19 protein-coding genes are annotated in these 19,962 nt (G+C 49.9%); 13 read left to right on the top strand and 6 right to left on the bottom strand.

All coding sequences use genetic code 11. From position 1 onward, the window contains the following. The first annotated feature begins 43 nt into the window (after nt 1-43). Nucleotides 44-958 carry a DNA ligase gene (locus L9G74_RS09565; RefSeq protein ID WP_238896084.1) on the top strand — a complete coding sequence of 305 codons (915 nt, stop codon included), beginning with the start codon at nt 44-46 and terminating at the stop codon, nt 956-958. Between the two features lies 1 nt (nt 959). Continuing rightward, nucleotides 960-1,445, top strand: a complete 486-nt coding sequence (locus L9G74_RS09560; protein WP_275297338.1) for a low molecular weight protein-tyrosine-phosphatase — start codon at nt 960-962, stop codon at nt 1,443-1,445. Nucleotides 1,446-1,463: 18 nt separating this feature from the next. On the opposite strand, the gene L9G74_RS09555 is transcribed toward L9G74_RS09560, so the two are convergent. The 3 genes from L9G74_RS09555 to L9G74_RS09545 all read right to left on the bottom strand — a co-directional run bounded on the left by L9G74_RS09555 (nt 1,464) and on the right by L9G74_RS09545 (nt 3,891). Next, the gene (locus L9G74_RS09555; RefSeq protein ID WP_238896083.1) at nt 1,464-1,898 is read right to left on the bottom strand and encodes a hypothetical protein; all 435 of its coding nucleotides are present in this window, start codon (nt 1,896-1,898) and stop codon (nt 1,464-1,466) included. Between the two features lie 127 nt (nt 1,899-2,025). Beyond that, nucleotides 2,026-2,967 (bottom strand): ribosome biogenesis GTPase YlqF, encoded by a 942-nt coding sequence (ylqF, locus tag L9G74_RS09550; RefSeq protein WP_238896082.1) that lies wholly within the window; start codon nt 2,965-2,967, stop codon nt 2,026-2,028. An 84-nt stretch (nt 2,968-3,051) separates the two neighbouring features. After that, nucleotides 3,052-3,891: an isopenicillin N synthase family dioxygenase gene (locus L9G74_RS09545; protein WP_238896081.1), complete on the bottom strand. Its 840-nt coding sequence runs from the start codon at nt 3,889-3,891 to the stop codon at nt 3,052-3,054. Nucleotides 3,892-4,120: 229 nt separating this feature from the next. On the opposite strand from L9G74_RS09545, the gene L9G74_RS09540 reads away from it, so the two are divergent. After that, on the top strand, nt 4,121-5,023 hold the full coding sequence (locus L9G74_RS09540) for a bifunctional methionine sulfoxide reductase B/A protein (RefSeq protein ID WP_238896278.1): 903 nt from the start codon (nt 4,121-4,123) through the stop codon (nt 5,021-5,023). 59 nt (nt 5,024-5,082) lie between these two features. Here the strand turns inward: L9G74_RS09540 and L9G74_RS09535 are convergent, their stop codons facing one another. Beyond that, nucleotides 5,083-6,636 (bottom strand): SulP family inorganic anion transporter, encoded by a 1,554-nt coding sequence (locus L9G74_RS09535; RefSeq protein WP_238896080.1) that lies wholly within the window; start codon nt 6,634-6,636, stop codon nt 5,083-5,085. A gap of 138 nt (nt 6,637-6,774) precedes the next feature. Further along, nucleotides 6,775-10,128, bottom strand: a complete 3,354-nt coding sequence (rne, locus tag L9G74_RS09530) for a ribonuclease E (RefSeq protein ID WP_238896079.1) — start codon at nt 10,126-10,128, stop codon at nt 6,775-6,777. A 583-nt stretch (nt 10,129-10,711) separates the two neighbouring features. Here rne and rluC point away from each other — a divergent pair. After that, a complete protein-coding gene (rluC, locus tag L9G74_RS09525) occupies nt 10,712-11,674 on the top strand; it encodes a 23S rRNA pseudouridine(955/2504/2580) synthase RluC (RefSeq protein WP_238896078.1) in 963 nt (320 codons plus the stop codon). Nucleotides 11,675-11,683: 9 nt separating this feature from the next. Continuing rightward, nucleotides 11,684-12,349, top strand: coding sequence for an HAD-IA family hydrolase (locus L9G74_RS09520; protein WP_238896077.1), 666 nt, complete (start codon nt 11,684-11,686; stop codon nt 12,347-12,349). Nucleotides 12,350-12,423: 74 nt separating this feature from the next. On the opposite strand, the gene L9G74_RS09515 is transcribed toward L9G74_RS09520, so the two are convergent. Continuing rightward, the gene (locus L9G74_RS09515; RefSeq protein WP_238896076.1) at nt 12,424-13,041 is read right to left on the bottom strand and encodes a Maf family protein; all 618 of its coding nucleotides are present in this window, start codon (nt 13,039-13,041) and stop codon (nt 12,424-12,426) included. 269 nt (nt 13,042-13,310) lie between these two features. Between L9G74_RS09515 and yceD the strand changes: the two genes are divergently transcribed. From yceD to fabF, 8 genes are all read left to right on the top strand, one after another. Further along, nucleotides 13,311-13,835 (top strand): 23S rRNA accumulation protein YceD, encoded by a 525-nt coding sequence (gene yceD, locus L9G74_RS09510; protein WP_238896075.1) that lies wholly within the window; start codon nt 13,311-13,313, stop codon nt 13,833-13,835. Nucleotides 13,836-13,851: 16 nt separating this feature from the next. Further along, nucleotides 13,852-14,022 carry a 50S ribosomal protein L32 gene (gene rpmF, locus L9G74_RS09505; protein ID WP_238896074.1) on the top strand — a complete coding sequence of 57 codons (171 nt, stop codon included), beginning with the start codon at nt 13,852-13,854 and terminating at the stop codon, nt 14,020-14,022. Nucleotides 14,023-14,037: 15 nt separating this feature from the next. Continuing rightward, a complete protein-coding gene (plsX, locus tag L9G74_RS09500) occupies nt 14,038-15,066 on the top strand; it encodes a phosphate acyltransferase PlsX (RefSeq protein ID WP_238896073.1) in 1,029 nt (342 codons plus the stop codon). 9 nt (nt 15,067-15,075) lie between these two features. Beyond that, nucleotides 15,076-16,035 (top strand): beta-ketoacyl-ACP synthase III, encoded by a 960-nt coding sequence (locus tag L9G74_RS09495; protein WP_238896072.1) that lies wholly within the window; start codon nt 15,076-15,078, stop codon nt 16,033-16,035. Between the two features lie 33 nt (nt 16,036-16,068). Further along, a complete protein-coding gene (fabD, locus tag L9G74_RS09490; protein WP_238896071.1) occupies nt 16,069-16,995 on the top strand; it encodes an ACP S-malonyltransferase in 927 nt (308 codons plus the stop codon). Nucleotides 16,996-17,006: 11 nt separating this feature from the next. Further along, entirely contained in the window at nt 17,007-17,753 is a 747-nt protein-coding gene (gene fabG / locus L9G74_RS09485) for a 3-oxoacyl-ACP reductase FabG (protein ID WP_238896070.1), read from the top strand. Nucleotides 17,754-17,916: 163 nt separating this feature from the next. Further along, nucleotides 17,917-18,150 (top strand): acyl carrier protein, encoded by a 234-nt coding sequence (gene acpP, locus L9G74_RS09480; RefSeq protein WP_037440015.1) that lies wholly within the window; start codon nt 17,917-17,919, stop codon nt 18,148-18,150. 152 nt (nt 18,151-18,302) lie between these two features. Beyond that, nucleotides 18,303-19,541, top strand: coding sequence for a beta-ketoacyl-ACP synthase II (gene fabF / locus L9G74_RS09475; RefSeq protein ID WP_238896069.1), 1,239 nt, complete (start codon nt 18,303-18,305; stop codon nt 19,539-19,541). Nucleotides 19,542-19,962: the final 421 nt, after the last annotated feature.

The following is a 19,962-nucleotide window of genomic DNA, read 5'->3' as shown; positions in this document are numbered from 1 at the left end:
AACGAGACTGGCTTAACAAATTATTAAGGCATGGAGGCCGACGATGCGTTGTTTTATCAAATGCTATTGCTTGCTGTTTTTCTGTACATTATTTGCTGTGGCTACAGCAGCCGAGTCCGAACGTTATCCCACCACCTTGACCGCGCCTGAGTTAGCCAAGGTGTGGTCAAGCGACGAAGCGCAAGATCCTTCCTTATATCTGATCAGTGAAAAACTCGATGGCGTACGCGCTCGCTGGGACGGTGAGCAGTTATTTAGTCGTTCTGGTATGCGTATTAACGCGCCAGCTTGGTTCACCGCGGGATTTCCGCACGAACCTTTAGAAGGTGAGTTGTGGGGCGGTTATAACAGCTTTGATAAAGTCTCACTGCTGGCGCGTGATTTAGGCGATGAAGCTGACTGGCGCAGCGTGCAATATTGGTTGTTTGACGCACCTGCGGCGCAAGGCCATTTCGAGCTGCGCTATCGCCACTTTCTGACCTTTGACGGTATGACACCGTATCTGAAAGTGATCCCACAACAAGTGGGGCAGAGTGTTGAGCTACTACAGGAGCAATTGGCGCGAGTGGTGCAGCGCGGCGGCGAAGGGTTAGTGTTACATCGACGTGATGCGCCGTTAGTTAGTGGTCGCAGTCCTTACCTGTTTAAACTGAAGCCTATAGATGATGCCGAAGCGAAAGTGTTGGCGATATTGCCCGGCCAAGGGAAATATCAAGAGATGATGGGCTCGTTGCTGGTGGAAACCAGCGAGGGTGTGCGCTTCAAAATTGGCACCGGTTTTTCAGACGAACAGCGTAGTCATCCTCCCGCTATTGGTAGTTGGATCACCTTTGCCCATAACGGCTACACTTCAGGTGGTAAACCTAGGTTTGCGCGTTTCATTCGCGTAAGATCTGACTACGAACTGTCCCGAGATACTATTATCTCGCCTGCTAAACCCGCTGACGGAGAGAATTAACTTGCTGCCACCTATCACCGCTGCAACCCAACGTATTTTATTTGTTTGTATGGGCAATATCTGTCGTTCACCCACTGCGGAAGCGGTGGCGCGGGCGAAGGCGCAAGTGGCGGGGTTGGCTCTGGAGTTCGATTCGGCGGGCACCATTGGTTATCACCAAGGTGAGCAACCCGATATTCGCGCCCAAGCGGCGGGTGAACGTCGCGGGGTTGATTTTAGTGGTATTCGCGCCCGCAAAGTGACCCAAGCGGATTTTGTTGAATTCGACCTGATTTTGGCGGCGGACGAACAGAATTTGGCGGATTTACAGGCGCGTTGTCCTGCGGAGCAGCAACACAAGTTGGCGTTAATCATGGCGTTTGCTAACAACGATGTCACCGCGGTGCCCGATCCCTACTACGGCGGTGGTGATGGCTTTGAGCAGGTGCTTGATTTGCTAGAGCAGGCGATTGACGGCCTGCTCTCGGAGATACAGGCCGCGCGTTAATCGCTAACTGCTTATCGCCTAGTGATGATGTTGCTGAAAGCGAGATTCAGCCTGATGTTTTTTGGCTCTTTTGTCTGAGATATAACCCGCTAGCGCCAAAAACCAATAGAGGCTCCAAAAGGCCAGTACCATCAGCACTGCGGCGACTTTAAAAATATTTGGCGGCAGTTGCACTTTAATTTTATAACGGTCAAATATTCGCGGCACGACTTGTTGGTAAACATAGTAGCCAAATGGGAAACACAGTGCGTTGAATAGGTAGATGATGCCCCACAGTATTGGATACTCATAGACATAGTTTTTGTGGATATCTGCACTATCGGAGGGGCCCGCACTATAGCTGAGCCAATAGCTTACAACAGCAATGGCGATTGCAATCAATTGGAAGCGTAGCCAATAGTTAAAGGTGATGCCTTGCAGTGTAATACGTGGTGATGGAGTGTCCGAAGACATGGCGGTTCCTTATTCATCCTTGAAAAGTGTACCGCCCGATATTAACACAAGATTTAAACGCTAATCGTTGAATTTATCCGCTATTTTTTGCATGTATTAACGACATCAATACTGTGGTTCAGTCAGGCTAGCCTTGATGGCGTTTGCCGGAGTGTTTGAGCTTCATCTCTTCTTTACGGCGCGCTTTTTCCGCTTCTTTTTCCGCGAGCATTTGGGCAACTTCAATCTTTTCTGCGGCGGCCATCTCTGGGGTTTCTAGCGACAACTGACCAATCTTGCCGGAGCGATAGTCGTGCAGTACGGCTTCGGAGGCTTTATGCAGATCAACCCGACCACCGGCACGCAATGCGCCACGGCGACGGCCAATCTCCTCCAGTAGTTCAATATCGCTTTGCGGTAATTCTGGCAGGTTAAAACGTTCTAACATTGCTTCTGGATAGGCGTTGAGGAAATACTCACAGGCAAACAGCGCTACTTCGTCGTATTCCATCGCGGTATCTTTAATGGCGCCGGTGACGGCCAAACGGTAGCTGCTGGCTTCGTTATCCACTTTCGGCCACAAAATCCCCGGGGTATCCGACAATACAATGCCGTTATTGAGATTGATGCGTTGCTGCGTTTTGGTGACTGCCGGTTCGTTACCGGTTTTAGCAATAACGCGGCCAGCCAACAAGTTGATGATGGTGGATTTGCCCACGTTAGGGATGCCCATGATCATGGTGCGAATGTTCTTCACACTGCCTTCTTCTATCGGCACTAACTTGCGACATAAATCGGGCAGCTTTTTCACCATACCCGGTTGCAGGGTAGTAATCGCTTGGGCTTTAACGCCTTGTTCCTGTTCAAGATACTCAATCCAACGTGCGGTGATTTCCGGGTCGGCCAAGTCGGATTTGTTTAATAGTTTGATGCAGGGACGATCACCACGCAGTTGCGCCACCATCGGGTTTTCGCTGCTGTACGGAATGCGGGCATCTAACACCTCAATAACGAGATCGATCTGCGGCATCACCTTTTCGATCTCTTTACGGGCTTTATGCATGTGACCCGGATACCATTGAATCGCCATCTGTTTAATTTTCCTACTAAATCTGTTAACTGCCATATTTTAGCAAAGCTAATAAAAAAAAGCGCCCGCAGGCGCTGTTTGGCGTTAAATCACCCCAAGTTCGCGCAAGCGCTCCATCAGGTAACTGTCGGCGGTATAACGTGCCGATAACTCAACCTCTGGCCGAGGATGTAAGAACAGCGGCAATGAGATGCGCGACTTGCTCATATCGGCGCCTTCTGGGTTGATCACTCGATGCGTGGTCGACGGGAAGTAACCATTGGAGGCTTCTTGCAGCATGTCACCGATATTGATGATCAGGTTGCCGAAATCACTCGGTACATCAATCCACTCGCCATCGCGACCTTTCACCTGTAAGCCGGGCTCATTAGCGGCTGGCAGTACGGTGAGCAGGTTAATATCTTCGTGCGCAGCGGCGCGAATGGCCCCCGGCGCTTCATCGCCAGTCAGTGGCGGATAATGCAAAATGCGCAGCAAGGTTTTTTGGCTGTCGGCGATCATCTTCGACAGTGGTTCGCGATAGTGCTGCGCTACTTCTGCCGGAGAATACTGCTCGACCCAATCCAACAATTCAGCGGCTAATTCATTGGCCAACTGGTAATAGTTCAGAATATTGGCTTTAAGCTGTGGTGGAATTTGCCCCCAAGGATACACGTGAAAGTATTCTTTAATATCTTTCAGGCTATGGCCTTTGGCGGTTTCCGACACGCTAGCAGGGAAGAAGCCGTCCTGCGTGCTCGGATTAAACTGATATTGCTGTTTTTCTTCCGAGAGGAAAAACGCCTGCCAGTCTCGATAAATCTGCTCAACCAAAGGTTGGGCTATCGGATGGTTGCTCAGTACGCCAAAGCCCGTATTGCGCAGTGACTCAACAAAACGCTGTGGCGCATCGGCCGCTTGGTAATCTATGGTTTCTAGTTTCATTGTCATACTCTTCTAAAAAGTGCCATTCACGGCTGTGGTGGTAAGCCACCATCTTGGGCAACGACTGAACAAGGTTTAGTCGGGGCGTGAGTGCGGCGCAAGTCTACCTTGATGTCCGCTGCGCGGCAACGTAAAGTGATCTGCATCACATCGAGCAGCGTTGATCTTGTGAGTCAGTTAACTTTCGCTCGGTAATTAATGTTTTATAGCAGGAGTCCTCATGAAATCCATGCCACCTCTAAATGAGTTTGAGCAGTATGTCATTGAGCAAAAAGGCACGGAACGACCATTTAGCGGCGAGTATTATCACCACAATGCCAAAGGCCGTTATCTGTGCCGTAAATGTGGTGCGCCGCTGTTTTTGTCTGAACACAAGTTTATGGCGCACTGCGGCTGGCCGGCATTTGATGATGAAATTGCCGGTGCGGTAACGCGTACACCAGATGCTGACGGAATGCGGGTTGAGATCACTTGCAGCAGTTGTGGCGGCCATTTAGGCCATGTGTTTGAAGGTGAGCAGTTTACCGATAAAAATATTCGTCATTGCGTCAATTCTGTATCGATGACGTTTGAGGCGTTGACGGATGAAACCACCACGACCGACAATCTTGCCACTTTGGGCGGCGGCTGCTTTTGGTGTACCGAAGCGGTGTTTAAAGAGATCGACGGCGTGTTAGAAGTGCTGCCGGGTTACGCCGGTGGGGCGGCTGAAACTGCCGATTATCGACAAGTCTGTGGCGGCGATACTGGTCATGCCGAAGTGGTGCAGATTAAGTTTATTGATACGGTGATCAGCTACGAAGAGATCTTACGCATCTTCTTCACCAGCCATGACCCAACCACGCTGAATCGCCAAGGCAATGACATTGGCTCGCAATATCGTTCGGTGATTTTTGTACATAGTGCTGAGCAGGCGGATATTGCCAATAAAGTGATTGCCGACCTCACCGCCGAGCAGGTGTTTGATGCACCGATTGTGACGGAAATTAGTGCTTATCAAACGTTTTATCGTGCTGAGCAGGAGCATCTCGATTATTTTGCTCGCCATCCGCAACAACCTTATTGTGCCGTGGTGATTAATCCGAAAGTCGCGAAAATCCGCCAGCAGTATCGCAGTTACCTGAAAGCGTGAGTTTTACGACGCAACAAAAAGGGAAGCCAGTGGCTTCCCTTTGTCGTTATCGGCACAGCTTAGGCGAGTTTATCATCCGCCACACGATAGGTGGGGTCAGTCACCAGATCGATTTCTACCAAGTCACCGGCTTTGGTCAGTAGCTTTTTACAGTCTTCCGACAGATGTTGCAGGTGCAGCTTTTTACCGAGTTTTAAGTAGCGCTCAGCGAGGGTATCAATCGCTTCCAAGGCGGAGTGGTCACACACGCGGGAGCGGCCGAAATCGATCACCACATCATCGCTGTCGTCTTCAGCGCTAAACAGCTCAAGGAACGATGAGGTAGAACCGAAAAACAGCGGACCTTTCAGTTGGTACAAGGTGCGGCCATCGGTATCAGTGCGTTTCGCTTCAATGTGTTTGGCATGCTCCCAAGCAAACACCAGCGCTGACACAATCACGCCAGTAAACACCGCAATCGCCAAGTCGGTAAATACGGTCACTACGGTGACTAACACGATCACAAACGCATCGTGTTTAGGCACTTTGCGCATCATCTTGAAAGTGGCCCATTCAAAGGTGCCCAGTACTACCATCATCATCACGCCGACCAAGGCAGCCAGTGGGATCATCTCGATGAAGCTTGCCGCAAATAGGATAAATACCAGCAGCATTAAGCCCGCAGTGATGCCAGACAAACGGCCACGACCACCAGAGTTAACGTTGATCATCGATTGACCAATCATGGCGCAGCCACCCATGGCACCAAAGAAACCACTAACAACGTTACCGGCGCCTTGGGCTAAACATTCGCGGTTACCTTGACCACGTGTTTGGGTCATCTCGTCAACCACGGTCAGGGTCAGCAATGATTCAATCAGCCCCACCGACGCGAGAATGATCGAGTAGGGCAGTACCACATACAAGGTGTCCCAATTCATCGGGATCGCGGGAATACTAAAGCTCGGCAGTGAGCCGGCAATGGTGGCGGCTTCATCACCGCTCATATTACGCAGGAAATCGACTACGGTGCGGGTATCCAAATCTAATCCATGCACAATGCCAGTGACGGTGAGAATGGCGACCAGTGATGCAGGTACCGCTGTGGTGAGCTTTGGCAAAAAGTGCACAATCGCCATAGTGATCAGCACCAACAGCAACATCAGTTGCACGTCACCACTGGTGAGCCAATGCATCTCGCCGTCTAAACCTTTGGTTTTAAATTGGCCAATCTGCGCAAGGAAGATCACAATCGCTAAGCCGTTAACAAAACCAATCATCACCGGCGTAGGTACGATGCGAATAAATTTACCCAACTTAAATGCACCGGCTAACAGCTGGAATACACCGGCAAGGGCGACTGCCGCCAGCAAATAGCTCAGACCGTGGCTGTCTACCAAATCAACCATCACGACCGCCATCGCGCCTGTTGCACCCGAAATCATGCCGGGACGGCCACCAAATACGGCGGTCACCAAACACATAATAAAGGCGCCATATAGGCCAACCATTGGCGCCAGGTGGGCGACAAAAGCGAAAGCGACTGCTTCTGGGATTAAGGCCATTGCAACGGTAAGGCCAGAGAGTACGTCGGCGCGTACGCTCGCAGATTTGTGGCGATTTAACTCAAACATGCCGTATAGGGTTTCCAATCTGAAAGGGGAAGTTAGGGGCGCGCATACTAGCAGATTGACGAATGTTTAAAAAGTGTGAAAAGCATCAAATAAAAAAGCCATGCCGCGAGGCATGGCTTTTCAAGTTTAGCGGGTCAGTTATTCAGGCTTAGCCATATCTGACGATGCACTGTTAGCTCGTGGGCTTTTTGGTGCAACTTGTTGTCCGCTAGAGCTGTATTCATGACCTTGAGGCACGGCAACGTTTTCACGTTGTTCAACTTCAGGTTTAGTCATTTGCGCACCAATCATTGATTGATAGCGGCTAGCACGTGGTGCTTTGGCAGCAACAGGTGCGCTGGCTACTGGCTCAACGGTGGGCGCAGCGACTGCCGTTGCAGGTTTGCTCGCAACCGCTACTGGCGCAGGTTTAGCCATTGGGGCAGAAGCGTTGCTCGCTGATTTCTCAGCCGGTTCCGCTTTAGCTGGAGCCGGTGCAGCTTCTGCTTTCGCTTCGCTGGCAACCACAGCAGGTGCTTCGGCCTTCACTTCGTTAGTAACGGCAACAGGCGCGGCGGCTGGGGTTTCAGCAACTGCTGCAACAGGTTCTACCGTTGGCGCTGCTTCGACCACTGGCTTAGCTGCTGGTGCCGCGGCTTCAACTGTCGCTTCCGCTTTAACTTCCGCTGCGACTGGGGCAGTGTCGACCGCTGGAGCGGTGACAACTTCGGCGGTCGCAACCGCGGCATCTGCTTTCACGGCAACTTCGGCTTTTACTTCAACAGGTGCTGCTACAGGTTCAGCCACTGGCGTTGCTTCTGCGGCAGGTTTAGCAACCACGTCAGCCTCAGCTTTGGCTGGTGCAGTTGTTTCAGCCACTGGTGCTGCTTCAGTAGTGACGGCAGTTTCTTCAGCAGCCGTTTTAGCAGCGGCTTCAGCTGTTTCTTCGCCTTGTTGTTCATCGTTTTCACGACGGCGACGTTGACCCGCTGCACGTAGATGGCGTGGACTGCGGCGATTACGACGGCCTTCGCGTTTTTCACGGCCGTTTTCATCAGTGTTATCCGCTGCATCTTCGGCGTTAGCTGTCTCGGTGCTGTCAACTACGGCAGCGTTGTTATCTTCAACAGCCGTTGCTACTTCAGCTTGGGCTTTAACAACTTCGCTTGCAGCACCGTTAAGTTCAGTCGCTGGCGCTTCGCTTGCAACTGCGGTGACTTCGATGTTGGCATCATCAGCGCTTGCGGCTTTTTCTTGACGCTTGTCATCGTTGTTACGGCGGTTGTTACGACGCGGTTTGTCTTGTGCCTTCTCAGTCGCTTTTTCCGGTGCTTTAGCAACGACGTCGTCTTTGCTCGCTGGTGTTACGTCAGCGGCCGATACTTCAGTGTTTGCTGGTGCATCTTGGTCTAAGCGCACTTTGCGACGCATGTTACGACGCTGACGACGCTCACGGACCACTTCTTTTTGTGGTTGTGCGTTGTCTTCAGTGTTGTCTACTGCATCTGTGTTAGTGACTTCAGCAACTTTAGCCTTGCGCTCATTGCGGTTAGCTTTGACGTTATCATTTTTCTGATTACGTCTTCTGTTGTTATTTGGCTTGTCTGACGCTTTGCTTTCTTCGGTTGATTTATCGTTGTTATCAACGTCAGCAGCTTGCTTGTTGTTGCCGTTACGGTTGTTCTTGCGACGACGATCGTTACGCTCATTGTTGTTGCGATTACGATTGTTGTTGCGGGTATTTTGCGGTTTAGCTTGTGGTTGCTCTTCTTCTTTGGTTTCGCTAGCGAAGAGAGATGACAGCGCGCTAAAGAGACGTGCTAACAGACCCGGTTTGGCTTCAGCAGTTGGCGCTTTGGCCGCAGGTTTAGCTGTGTTGGCAACAGGCGCTTTCGCGGCACTGGCTTCAACGTCCGCTTTGGCTGGCGTTGCAAAACCACTCAATGCTGGCGTAGGTGCCGCAGCACGTTCCAGTTTACGTGGCTCGTACAGTTTCGCTTCTGGTTTTTCCGCACGTTGGTAGCTAGCTTCATCAATCTCATCATCAGTACGATGACGCACCACACGGTAATCCGGCGTGGTCATGTTTGGATCTGGGATGATATATACTTCAACTTCGTGACGTTCTTCAGTGATACGAATCGCTTTACGTTTTTCGTTCAACAGGAATGCGGCAACATCTACCGGCACAATCGCTTCGATTTGTGCGGTGTTTTCTTTGATCGCTTCCTCTTCCATCAAGCGCAAAATCGACAGCGCTAATGATTCAGTACCACGAATGGTGCCTTGACCATGACAGCGGGGGCAGATGTGCGCGGCGGATTCTTCCAGCGATGGGCGCAGACGTTGGCGTGACATTTCCATCAAACCAAAGCGTGAGATACGGCCAATCTGCACGCGAGCACGGTCATGACGTACGGCATCACGCAGACGGTTTTCTACTTCACGTTGGTGGCGCACAGGCGTCATATCGATGAAGTCGATAACCACCAAACCACCGAGGTCACGCAAACGCAGTTGGCGTGCGATTTCGTCAGCAGCTTCTAAGTTAGTGTTCAGCGCGGTTTCTTCAATATCACCGCCTTTAGTGGCGCGGGCGGAGTTGATATCGATAGAGGTCAATGCTTCAGTTGGGTCAATAACGATTGAGCCACCAGATGGCAGGCGCACTTCACGTTGGAAGGCTGACTCAATTTGTGACTCAATCTGATAATGAGTGAACAACGGCACTTCGGATTTGTACAGCTTAACGCGCTCGACAAAGTCAGGGCGTACTAGAGACACGTGTTGTTTGGCATCTTCATAAATGCGTGGGTGATCGATCAGAATTTCGCCCACATCACGACGCAAGTAGTCGCGGATAGCACGCACAATCACGTTACTTTCTTGGTGGATCAAGAAGGCGCCAGATTTGCTGTTAGCCGCTTCTTGAATGGCGTTCCAATGGTGCAGCAGAACTTTTAAGTCCCATTGCAGTTCACTCGAGGCTTTGCCTACACCCGCTGTGCGCACAATCAGGCCCATACCGTTAGGTATTTCCAGCTCTGACAACGCTTCTTTCAGTTCGGTACGTTCATCGCCTTCGATACGACGAGAGATACCACCGGCGCGTGGGTTATTTGGCATCAACACCAAATATGACCCCGCCAAACTGATAAAGGTAGTCAACGCAGCGCCTTTATTGCCACGTTCTTCTTTATCAATCTGTACGATAACTTCTTGGCCTTCTTTGACCACATCTTTGATGTTAGGACGGCCTTGGAAGCTATAACCTTGTGGGAAGTATTCGCGGGCGATCTCTTTCAGAGGCAGAAAACCATGACGTTCAACGCCATAGTCAACAAAAGCGGCTTCTAGGGAAGGTTCTACGCGGGTAATTTTACCTTTATAGATGTTGGCTTTTTTCTGTTCGTGACCTGGGCTTTCGATATCCAAATCATATAGTTGCTGCCCATCGACAAGGGCAACGCGCAACTCTTCAGATTGAGTTGCATTAATAAGCATCCGTTTCATGATGACAATAATCTTCTATTTGGTCATCTAAACGGCACTTTAGCGCTACATTACGGGCCTTGGGACTCTGCTCGCAACCTCACGGTTGGAACCCAGGCTAAGGAGCTCATTGCTGTTAGACGCAGTCGCTGCGTGTAGCTTCCTATTTATGGCTTATTTTCAATAATGACAAAAACAAGGAATTCGTTGTTAAACGTCAACCAACCCCATAAATTCGTTAAATTGTTCCAGTAATGCCAAAGGCGATAAGTGTCGTTCGATAACTGGTTAACATTAATATATTCGTTTCAGTGCTTAGCAAGCGCAGGTAAAAGTATGAAATGCTAGTTGTTTTTCAGGTTTGACTGCCAACACAGGTATAAATGTCATTTGTGTTCAGCGACAGCCTGCATATCAATGACATGCGACCATAGTTTTTAAACTTTACTTCTCTTGCTCACAACGCAAAACAGATTAGAATGCTGAAAAATCAAGCAGTCGCGTTTCTGTTTGCTGCTGAAATATAGCCGAATTAGAAAATTAGGGCAATGAAATCACGCGACTTCATGTACAATATTGCGCTTTACGTTCCTCAGTGAAAAAGATGACCAACAACGACTCTCAGTTTCAGCAAGTACAAATGCTGACCATCGACGAAGACAATACCGGCCAACGTATCGATAACTTCCTGTTAGCGAAGTTAAAAGGCGTGCCTAAGAGCATGATCTATCGCATCGTGCGTAAGGGGGAAGTCCGGGTCAATAAAAAACGCATCAAGCCTGAGTACAAGCTGCAGGATGGCGATGTGGTGCGTGTACCGCCAGTGCGTGTGAGTGAGAGCGATCCGCGCACGGCGCCGTCACCGCATTTGCATCGTGTGGCTCAGCTCGAAGACCGCATTCTGTTTGAAGATAAACATCTTATTGTGATGAACAAGCCTGCGGGTATCGCCGTGCACGGCGGTAGCGGCGTGGATTACGGCTTGATTGAAGGTCTGCGGTCATTGCGACCACAACAGAAGTTTCTGGAGCTAGTGCATCGCCTCGACAAAGAAACCTCTGGCGTGTTGTTGGTGGCGAAGAAGCGCAGCGCGTTACGGCATCTGCATGAGCAACTGCGTCATAAACAGATGCAGAAAGATTATTTAGCATTAGTGCGTGGTGCTTGGCAGGCGCATGATCGCGTTGTGAAAGCGCCACTGCTGAAAATCACCTTGCCACATGGCGAGCGCATTGTACGAGTTAATGCCGAAGGTAAGCCGTCGGAAACCCACTTCCGTATTTTGCAACGATACGAACAAGCGACGTTGATTAAAGCCAGCCCAGTGACGGGCCGTACTCACCAAATTCGGGTGCATTGCCAATATGCGGGGCATCCGATTGCTTGCGACGAGAAATACAGTGAGCAAGCATTTGATGACAGCATGCGAGCATTAGGACTGAACCGTTTATTCCTGCATGCGGCGCAGTTGCGTTTTACCCATCCAGACACCGAAGAGGTGATGGAAGTGCAAGCGCCATTAGATGATGAGTTGCAACAGTTACTCGATAAATTGAAGAAGTGTTAGGAGCGGATTGTGTCGTACGCCTCAAATAGTCAAAGCGCCTATCAATTAGTTGTGTTTGATTGGGATGGCACGCTGATGGATTCCATCGGTCGTATCATCGATTGTCTACGCGATATGTCACACGACTTGGATTTGGAAACGCCAAGTGAACAAGCGTGCCGCGATGTAATTGGTCTATCGCTGTCAACGGCGGTCAATCAGCTGTTTCCTCGCGTTGGCTCCACGACACAAGAAGCATTGCAGATGCGTTATCGCCATCACTTTGCCCGTCGCGCCGATGAGCCGTTGCCGCTGTTTGCTGGGGTAGAGCAGTTATTGACTGAATTGCAGCAGCGTGACATTCAACTGGCGGTTGCTACTGGTAAGTCTCGCGCAGGGTTAGACCGTATGTTGGCGCAAACGGGGTTAGGGCGTTTCTTTAGCCATAGCCGTACCGCTGACGAAGCACAATCTAAACCGCATCCAGATATGTTGCAGCAATTGTTAGGCGTGACCGGTATTGCCGCCAAGCACAGCATGATGGTGGGCGATTCACTGCTTGATTTGTCGATGGCTAATAGCGCAGGTTTGGCAGCCGTTGGTGTATCGTATGGCGCCCACGGCGAGCAAAAGTTACTGAGCTGCCAACCCAAAGCGGTGATCCATCAACCGTTAGAGTTGTTGGCACACATTTAATCGTATTGTGTGACTGATGAGATAGAGCGTGCTGTGGCACGCTTTATTGTTTTATAGCGTCCCCGTTGTGCTGGCTAGGCGTGGAAGCTGGCAGGATCGAGCACATCAACTCCTTGTTGGCCGAGCATCTCAATCAAGCTGATGAGCGGGAGACCAATCAGACTATTGGGATCTTTGCCTTCCATACGTTCGAACAGGGCAATACCTAAGCCTTCGCACATAAAGCTACCAGCGCAGTACAGTGGTTGTTCAGTCGCGACGTAATAGCGGATCTGCGCCTCAGTTAACTGGCGGAAATACACGGTGAATGTATCCACCTGCGTGCTGGTTTGTTTGGTGCCACTATTATATAGCGCCAAGCCAGTATAAAAGGTGATGGCTTTGCCCGAGGCTGCCTGTAACTGCGCCACTGCTTTTACTTCGGTCAGCGGCTTGCCAACAATTTGCCCATCAATCACCGCCACTTGATCAGACCCAATCACTAAAACCGCTTCATTATATTGGTTGGCACCGGCTTGTGCTTTGGCGGCCGCTAAACGCGTCACTAACTCAACGGCAGATTCATTGGCCTTAGGGGTTTCATCCACATCGGGGGCGCAACACTCAAATGGCAGTAGCAGTTTCTGTAATAGTGCTTGGCGGAACTTGGACGTAGAGGCTAATACGAGCTTAGGTGAATGTGAGGCTGACATATGCTAATCAAGGCAATGAGCTAAAGTCGCTATTGTTGCTTGAGTGATAGCTGAATGCAAACATCAGTATAAATGACGTCCGATCAACATTAATTGCACTGTTTTTGCTCGATTGGCGCTTGTATGGGCCTACTCGCTTGAGTAAAATTAGCCTCCGTCAATTTCGGCCCTTGAAGTCGCGGATCAGCGTATTCACTGATAATTGTGAGTGGACACGCGAGATTTTCTTTGACTCAAAGGGCGTCAAACTATAAGATGCGCGCCTGCTTATGCAAACAGTAAAGATACCGGTTTCAATTGATCCTCTCCGCGCTGCCACGAGCCGCCTTGTTTATCAAGGTGTTGTCCCGGGGCAAACGCTGAAAAGATTGGCTGAGTTATGTGCCGGCAACTGTTCCGACGTGGCAGTGTCACTTGAGTGTGGTGTAGATTTACAGGGGATAGTCTACCTGAAAGGGAAGGCTGTGACGGAGCTCACTCTGTTATGTCAACGCTGCATGACACTATTTACCACTGAGGCTGCGGTTGAATTTTGCTTTAGTCCTTGTCGGACACAGGCAGAAATCGATGAGCTCCCGGATGCGTACGATCCTATTGAGTGCGATGAGATTGGTGAGATTCGTCTTCATCGAATGATTGAAGATGAATTAATGCTGGCCGTACCTTTGGTACCAACTCATGACGTTGCAGAATGTCATTTTGGTTCAAAAGATATGGCCGTAGGCGAGATCGAAGAAGCTCAGCAAGAGCGTCCGAATCCGTTTGCAGTGTTAGAAAAACTGAAGAGCAAGTAATCCAGGAGACAGATCAATGGCTGTTCAACAGAATAAAAAATCACGTTCAAAGCGCGGAATGCGTCGTTCTCATGATGCTCTGAGCACTGCTCAGCTGTCAGTAGATGCGACCAGCGGTGAGATTCATCGTCGTCACTGTGTGACTGCTGACGGTTACTACCGTGGCAAAAAGGTAATCAACAAGTAATTTGTTGATTGTCTTATGACAGATCTGACGCTTGCGTTGGATGTGATGGGTGGCGATCATGGCCCCCACGTTACAGTGCCTGCTGCAATGCAGGCACTTCGATTATATCCACACCTCAAACTCGTTCTGGTTGGCGATGAACACCAGATAACACCTCTTCTTTCAGAATGCGGTGCCTCTTACCGTAGCCGAATTACCATCAAGCACACTAATGAATGCGTTACCATGGACGAACGTCCAGTGGTGGCTTTGCGCTGCAAAAAGCAAAGTTCGATGCGTTTAGCGTTGGAATGTGTCAAAGACGGTGAAGCGGATGCTTGCGTCAGCGCGGGTAATACCGGTGCGTTAATGGCCATGTCAAAAGTGGTGCTGCGTACGTTACCGGGAGTTGAACGTCCAGCATTGGTAACCCGTTTACCTACCGTGAATAACAAACCGCTTTATCTACTCGATTTAGGGGCCAATGTTAGCTGCGATGCCGACATTCTATTTCAATTCGCGGTGATGGGGTCGGTATTGTGTGAGGTGGTCAACAAACAACAGCGGCCAAGCGTGGCGCTGCTTAATGTTGGCAGTGAAGAGTGTAAGGGTAATGGACCGGTGCAACAGGCCGCCCAATTACTGCAACACACACCTGAAATTAACTACCAAGGTTTTATTGAAGGCGATGAATTATACACTGGCAAAGTGGACGTCATTGTTTGTGACGGCTTTGTTGGTAACATCACCCTGAAAACTTCAGAAGGGATAGCCCGACTGCTGGTACATCAATTAAAGCAAGGGTTGAAACAGGGTTTCTTTGTCAGATTGTTGGCGAAATTATTAGCACCCAGCATTTCGCGAGTACTGCGACAAATGAACCCCGACCACTATAATGGTGCAAGTCTGATAGGATTGCGCGGAATAGTTGTCAAGAGCCATGGGAATGCGGATCAATCCGCATACTTGCAGGCAATCAGCCTGGCTGTGACCGAAGCTACACGTCGTCTTCCTGACCAGATTAGTTCTCGTCTCGAGTCGATTCTCTTAGACATAAACAGCTGATTTCTCTTTATGCACACAAAAATTCTTGGTACTGGCAGTTATTTGCCGGCGCAGGTGCGTAGCAATCAAGATCTGGAACAGATGGTGGAAACCAGCGACCAGTGGATTGTTGAACGTACAGGTATCTCTGAGCGCCGCATCGCCGGTGGTGACGAGTCTGTCGCCACTATGGGACACAAAGCCGCCCTCAATGCAATTGAGATGGCGGGGATTGATCCTACTGAACTCGATTTAATTATTTGCGGCACAACCAGTGCTACAAATGCTTTCCCGGCGGCTGCTTGTGAAATTCAAGCCATGCTTGGGGTGAATAACATTCCTGCATTTGACATCGCAGCAGCCTGCTCTGGCTTCGTCTATGCGCTGTCTGTGGCTGATCAGTTTGTTAAAGCTGGTACCGCGAAAAAAGTATTGGTGATTGGTGCCGATGTACTGTCGCGTCTGTGCGATCCCGCTGACCGCGGTACTATCATCCTATTTGGTGATGGTGCCGGTGCGGCCGTGGTTGGTGCTAGCGATACTCCGGGTATCCTTTCTACCCATCTGCATGCGGATGGCCGTCAAGGTGATCTATTAAAATGTGCCTTTCCTCCGCGCGTAGGCGAAACTGCCGAAGCGGTGAGTTTTATGACGATGAAAGGTAACGATGTGTTTAAGGTGGCCGTAACACAGCTATCACACCTAGTGACAGAAACCTTAGAACACAACCAGGTCGATCGTTCAGAACTCGACTGGTTAGTGCCACATCAAGCCAACTTACGCATCATTGCCGCCACTGCCAGAAAACTCGATATGAGTATGGATAAAGTGGTTGTCACTGTGGGTAAGCACGGTAACACTTCAGCAGCGTCAGTACCCATTGCACTTGATGAGGCGGTACGTGACGGACGAATTCAACGCGGCCAACTATTATTGCTAGAAGCCTTCGGTGCAGGTTTTGCCTGGGGCAGTGCATTGGTTCGCTTCTAAAAGATTTCATTTTCAAATAATAAGGTTAAAAAGATGACCGCTACTGCGTTCGTATTTCCGGGGCAGGGCTCACAAGCCGTAGGCATGTTAGCCGATTTGCCGGAACATTTTTCTATTGTGACTGACACCTTCGCTGAAGCCAGTGAAGTATTGGGTTACGATTTGTGGCAATTGGTGCAACATGGCCCAGCCGAAACATTGAATGAAACCGACAAAACTCAACCTGCATTGCTGACGGCAAGCGTGGCCTTATGGCGCGTGTATCAAGCCAGCGGTAAAGCTGCACCAGCAGTAATGGCAGGGCACAGTTTGGGCGAGTATTCAGCGCTGGTGTGTGCGGGTGTGATTGCCTTTAAAGATGCGGTAAAACTGGTCGAGCTGCGTGGTCAGTTGATGCAAGCTGCTGTACCAGCAGGCACTGGCGCAATGTTCGCGATTATCGGCTTAGATAACGATACCATTGCCAACGTTTGTGAAGAGCAAGCGCAAGGTGCTGTGGTTAGCCCTGTGAACTATAACAGCCCAGGTCAAGTGGTTATCGCTGGTGAAAAAGCCGCTGCAGAACGTGCCGCAACAGCCTGTAAAGCAGCGGGCGCCAAAATGGCAGTAGCACTGCCTGTAAGCGTACCGTCGCATTGCGCACTGATGAAGCCTGCGGCCGATAAGTTGGCACAAGCATTGGCTGAGATCAGCTTTAACGCTCCAAACATCCGTGTGATTAATAACGTGGACGTTGCCGCGCCAACGACTGCCGCCGAAATTAAAGATGCCTTGGTGCGTCAGTTATACAGCCCAGTACGTTGGACGGAAACTGTGGAACTGATGGCCGCCGATGGTGTCACAGAATTACTCGAAGTTGGCCCAGGCAAGGTATTGGCTGGTCTGACAAAACGTATCAGCAAAGCGCTGAGCGCTAAGTCAGTCAACGATTTTGCATCGCTGACGGCGATTACTGAATAACAGGAGTTTACATGAGTATTGCTATCGATTTATCTGGCAAGGTAGCGCTGGTGACCGGCGCTAGCCGCGGCATCGGAAAATCAATTGCAACCACCTTGGCTGCTGCAGGCGCGACCGTTTTTGGTACTGCGACCAGTGAGAAAGGCGCTGCCGCAATTAGCGAATATTTGGGTGACAACGGCCACGGTTTAGTGCTCAATGTCACAGATCCAGCATCTATCGATGAATTGTTTAAATCGATCAAGGAAAAAGCTGGTGATGTTGATATTCTGGTCAACAATGCTGGTATTACCCGCGATAACCTGTTGATGCGGATGAAAGATGATGAATGGCAAGATATCATTGATACTAACCTGACATCGCTGTTCCGCCTCTCTAAGCCAGTGTTACGTGCCATGATGAAAAAACGTCATGGACGTATTATCAGCATTGGTTCTGTAGTGGGTACTATGGGCAACGCCGGTCAGGTGAACTACGCAGCGGCTAAAGCCGGTTTGATTGGTTTTACCAAATCGCTTGCTCGTGAAGTTGCATCACGCCAGATCACCGTCAATGCGGTGGCACCTGGCTTTATCCAGACTGATATGACGGACGAACTGACAGAAGATCAGCAAAAGGCCATCATGTCGCAGGTTCCAATGGAACGTCTGGGACAGGCACAAGAGATTGCTAACGCGGTATTGTTCTTAGCCTCAGATGCTGCTGCTTACATTTCAGGGGAAACCTTGCATGTAAACGGCGGGATGTATATGGTTTAAGGGCTTATTGGCGTATTAATATAGTCAGGATTGTGCTAAATCCTAAGCCATTGGAGTCTAATTCGTGGTTAGACCACGAAAACTGGACTTGCAATGTTGGTCGAATCGAATAAACTACTCGCAATCTTACGCAAGTGCGTAATTTGAATAGGAAAGAAAACTAATGAGCAACATCGAAGAACGTGTAAAGAAAATCATCGTTGAGCAGCTGGGCGTTAAAGAAGAAGACGTTAAAGCATCTGCTTCTTTCGTAGACGACCTGGGTGCAGATTCTCTGGACACCGTTGAGTTGGTTATGGCTCTGGAAGAAGAGTTTGACACCGAAATTCCTGATGAAGAAGCTGAAAAGATCACTACTGTTCAAGCAGCGATCGATTACGTTTCAAAAAATCAGTAATACTGAATTCTAGAAAACAGGCGGCAACTTTGCCGCCTGTTTTTGTTTCGCCACTATTTTTATAGTGTTCCCCCGCCGGCAGCCTCTCTTAACTTATTTCTGAGCTAACCCACGCTGCTGACGCAGGTTTATTCTACGAAAAGGTGACTAAAGTGACTAAACGTCGAGTTGTGATCACCGGGCTTGGCCTGGTTACGCCAGTCGGTAATGATGTCGATAGCACTTGGAAAGCATTGTTATCTGGCAAGAGCGGCATTGCTCCCATTACCAAATTTGATGCCAGTGAATTTACTACCCGTTTTAGCGGTTCTGTCAAAGATTTTGACGTTGAACAGTATCTGAGCAAAAAAGATGCTCGCAAAATGGATCTGTTTATCCAATACGGCATGGCCGCTGGTATTCAAGCTATCACTGATTCTGGCTTGGATATGGAGCAAGAAGACCCAAGCCGTGTTGGTACCGCTATTGGTGCTGGTATGGGCGGCATGTGGTTGATTGAACAAAACCACACCGCGCTGATGAACGGCGGCCCACGTAAAGTGAGCCCATTCTTTGTGCCAAGCACCATCATCAACATGATTGCTGGCCATTTGTCGATCATGTATGGCATGACCGGCCCTAACTTTGCGGTAACTACGGCTTGTACCACAGGCGTGCACAACATCGGTTTTGCCGCACGGACTATTGCTTACGGCGATGCCGATGTCATGGTCGCTGGCGGTGCTGAAGATGTGACTTGCCCGCTCGGTGTGGGTGGTTTTGGTGCTGCGAAAGCATTGTCTACCCGTAACGATGAACCAACCAAAGCTAGCCGTCCTTGGGACAAAGACCGTGATGGTTTTGTTATCGGTGATGGCGCTGGTGTGATGGTGGTTGAAGAATATGAACACGCCAAAGCGCGTGGTGCCAAAATCTACGCTGAGCTGGTTGGCTTTGGTATGAGTGGTGATGCATTCCATATGACATCACCTCCGGCTGACGGCAAAGGTGCCGCGGCGGCGATGGTTAATGCCTTGCGAGATGGTGGTTTGAACCCAGAAAAAGTGGGTTATATCAATGCCCACGGCACATCTACCCCTGCTGGCGACAAAGCCGAAGCTGCTGCGGTTAAAGCCGTGTTTGGTGCTGCGGCCAATAAAGTGATGGTAAGCTCGACTAAATCGATGACGGGTCACTTGCTTGGCGCTGCGGGCGCGGTAGAAACCATTTTCACAGCGTTGGCACTGCAAGAACAAGCGGTTCCACCAACGATAAACTTGGATAACCCAGATGAAGGTTGTGATTTGGACTTCGTGCCACACACCGCTCGCCAAGTGAATATGGAATACGCTTTGTGTAACTCATTCGGTTTCGGTGGCACTAACGGCTCACTGTTGCTGAAAAAAGTGTAATCTGCAGTGGTAAATTTCAAGGCGAGCTAACGGCTCGCCTTTTGTTTCTACGATACAACATATAGCTCTCTTTCATTCGAGCAGCTGGATGTTAGCTTTCCTCTTCTATCCCCAATTCTGCATCTGATGCTCGTGTTCCCGCTAACGGCGAATCGTATTATCTACTCATCGTTGATAACGCGTATAAAAATGTCCCCACCCGCGCCCAGTGTGTACAGCGATTGATTGCTGCTGCCTGAAGCCAAGCGTAACATGAATATCAATCGGCAACCGTCCGACACGATCAACTTCACTTGCTTTATATCCATAATTACCGCAAGTTGCCCTCGCATTGTAGGCGATAGCCAAGGGTAAGGATTTCCTTAACCGATAAATTCGAATACACTCAAACGGTCAGCGCGATTGCGCCAAGCCTACGGGA

Origin of the sequence: Shewanella electrica, assembly GCF_022321485.1 — a bacterium.
In the GTDB taxonomy this organism is placed as follows: domain Bacteria; phylum Pseudomonadota; class Gammaproteobacteria; order Enterobacterales; family Shewanellaceae; genus Shewanella; species Shewanella electrica.
Note: the sequence above shows the minus strand (reverse complement) of the source record. Positions and strands in the feature narration are given on the sequence as shown.

Bases quoted from the DNA above. Each gene is read 5' to 3' on its own strand.
- fabG (WP_238896070.1), top strand. From the start codon at position 17,007: ATGAGTATTGCTATCGATTTATCTGGCAAGGTAGCGCTGGTGACCGGC.
- L9G74_RS09540 (WP_238896278.1), top strand. From the start codon at position 4,121: ATGCCACCTCTAAATGAGTTTGAGCAGTATGTCATTGAGCAAAAAGGC.
- L9G74_RS09555 (WP_238896083.1), bottom strand. From the start codon at position 1,898: ATGTCTTCGGACACTCCATCACCACGTATTACACTGCAAGGCATCACC.
- acpP (WP_037440015.1), top strand. From the start codon at position 17,917: ATGAGCAACATCGAAGAACGTGTAAAGAAAATCATCGTTGAGCAGCTG.
- L9G74_RS09545 (WP_238896081.1), bottom strand. From the start codon at position 3,891: ATGAAACTAGAAACCATAGATTACCAAGCGGCCGATGCGCCACAGCGT.
- fabD (WP_238896071.1), top strand. From the start codon at position 16,069: ATGACCGCTACTGCGTTCGTATTTCCGGGGCAGGGCTCACAAGCCGTA.
- rluC (WP_238896078.1), top strand. From the start codon at position 10,712: ATGACCAACAACGACTCTCAGTTTCAGCAAGTACAAATGCTGACCATC.
- rpmF (WP_238896074.1), top strand. From the start codon at position 13,852: ATGGCTGTTCAACAGAATAAAAAATCACGTTCAAAGCGCGGAATGCGT.
- ylqF (WP_238896082.1), bottom strand. From the start codon at position 2,967: ATGGCGATTCAATGGTATCCGGGTCACATGCATAAAGCCCGTAAAGAG.
- L9G74_RS09565 (WP_238896084.1), top strand. From the start codon at position 44: ATGCGTTGTTTTATCAAATGCTATTGCTTGCTGTTTTTCTGTACATTA.
- L9G74_RS09515 (WP_238896076.1), bottom strand. From the start codon at position 13,041: ATGTCAGCCTCACATTCACCTAAGCTCGTATTAGCCTCTACGTCCAAG.
- rne (WP_238896079.1), bottom strand. From the start codon at position 10,128: ATGAAACGGATGCTTATTAATGCAACTCAATCTGAAGAGTTGCGCGTT.
- L9G74_RS09495 (WP_238896072.1), top strand. From the start codon at position 15,076: ATGCACACAAAAATTCTTGGTACTGGCAGTTATTTGCCGGCGCAGGTG.
- yceD (WP_238896075.1), top strand. From the start codon at position 13,311: ATGCAAACAGTAAAGATACCGGTTTCAATTGATCCTCTCCGCGCTGCC.
- L9G74_RS09535 (WP_238896080.1), bottom strand. From the start codon at position 6,636: ATGTTTGAGTTAAATCGCCACAAATCTGCGAGCGTACGCGCCGACGTA.
- plsX (WP_238896073.1), top strand. From the start codon at position 14,038: ATGACAGATCTGACGCTTGCGTTGGATGTGATGGGTGGCGATCATGGC.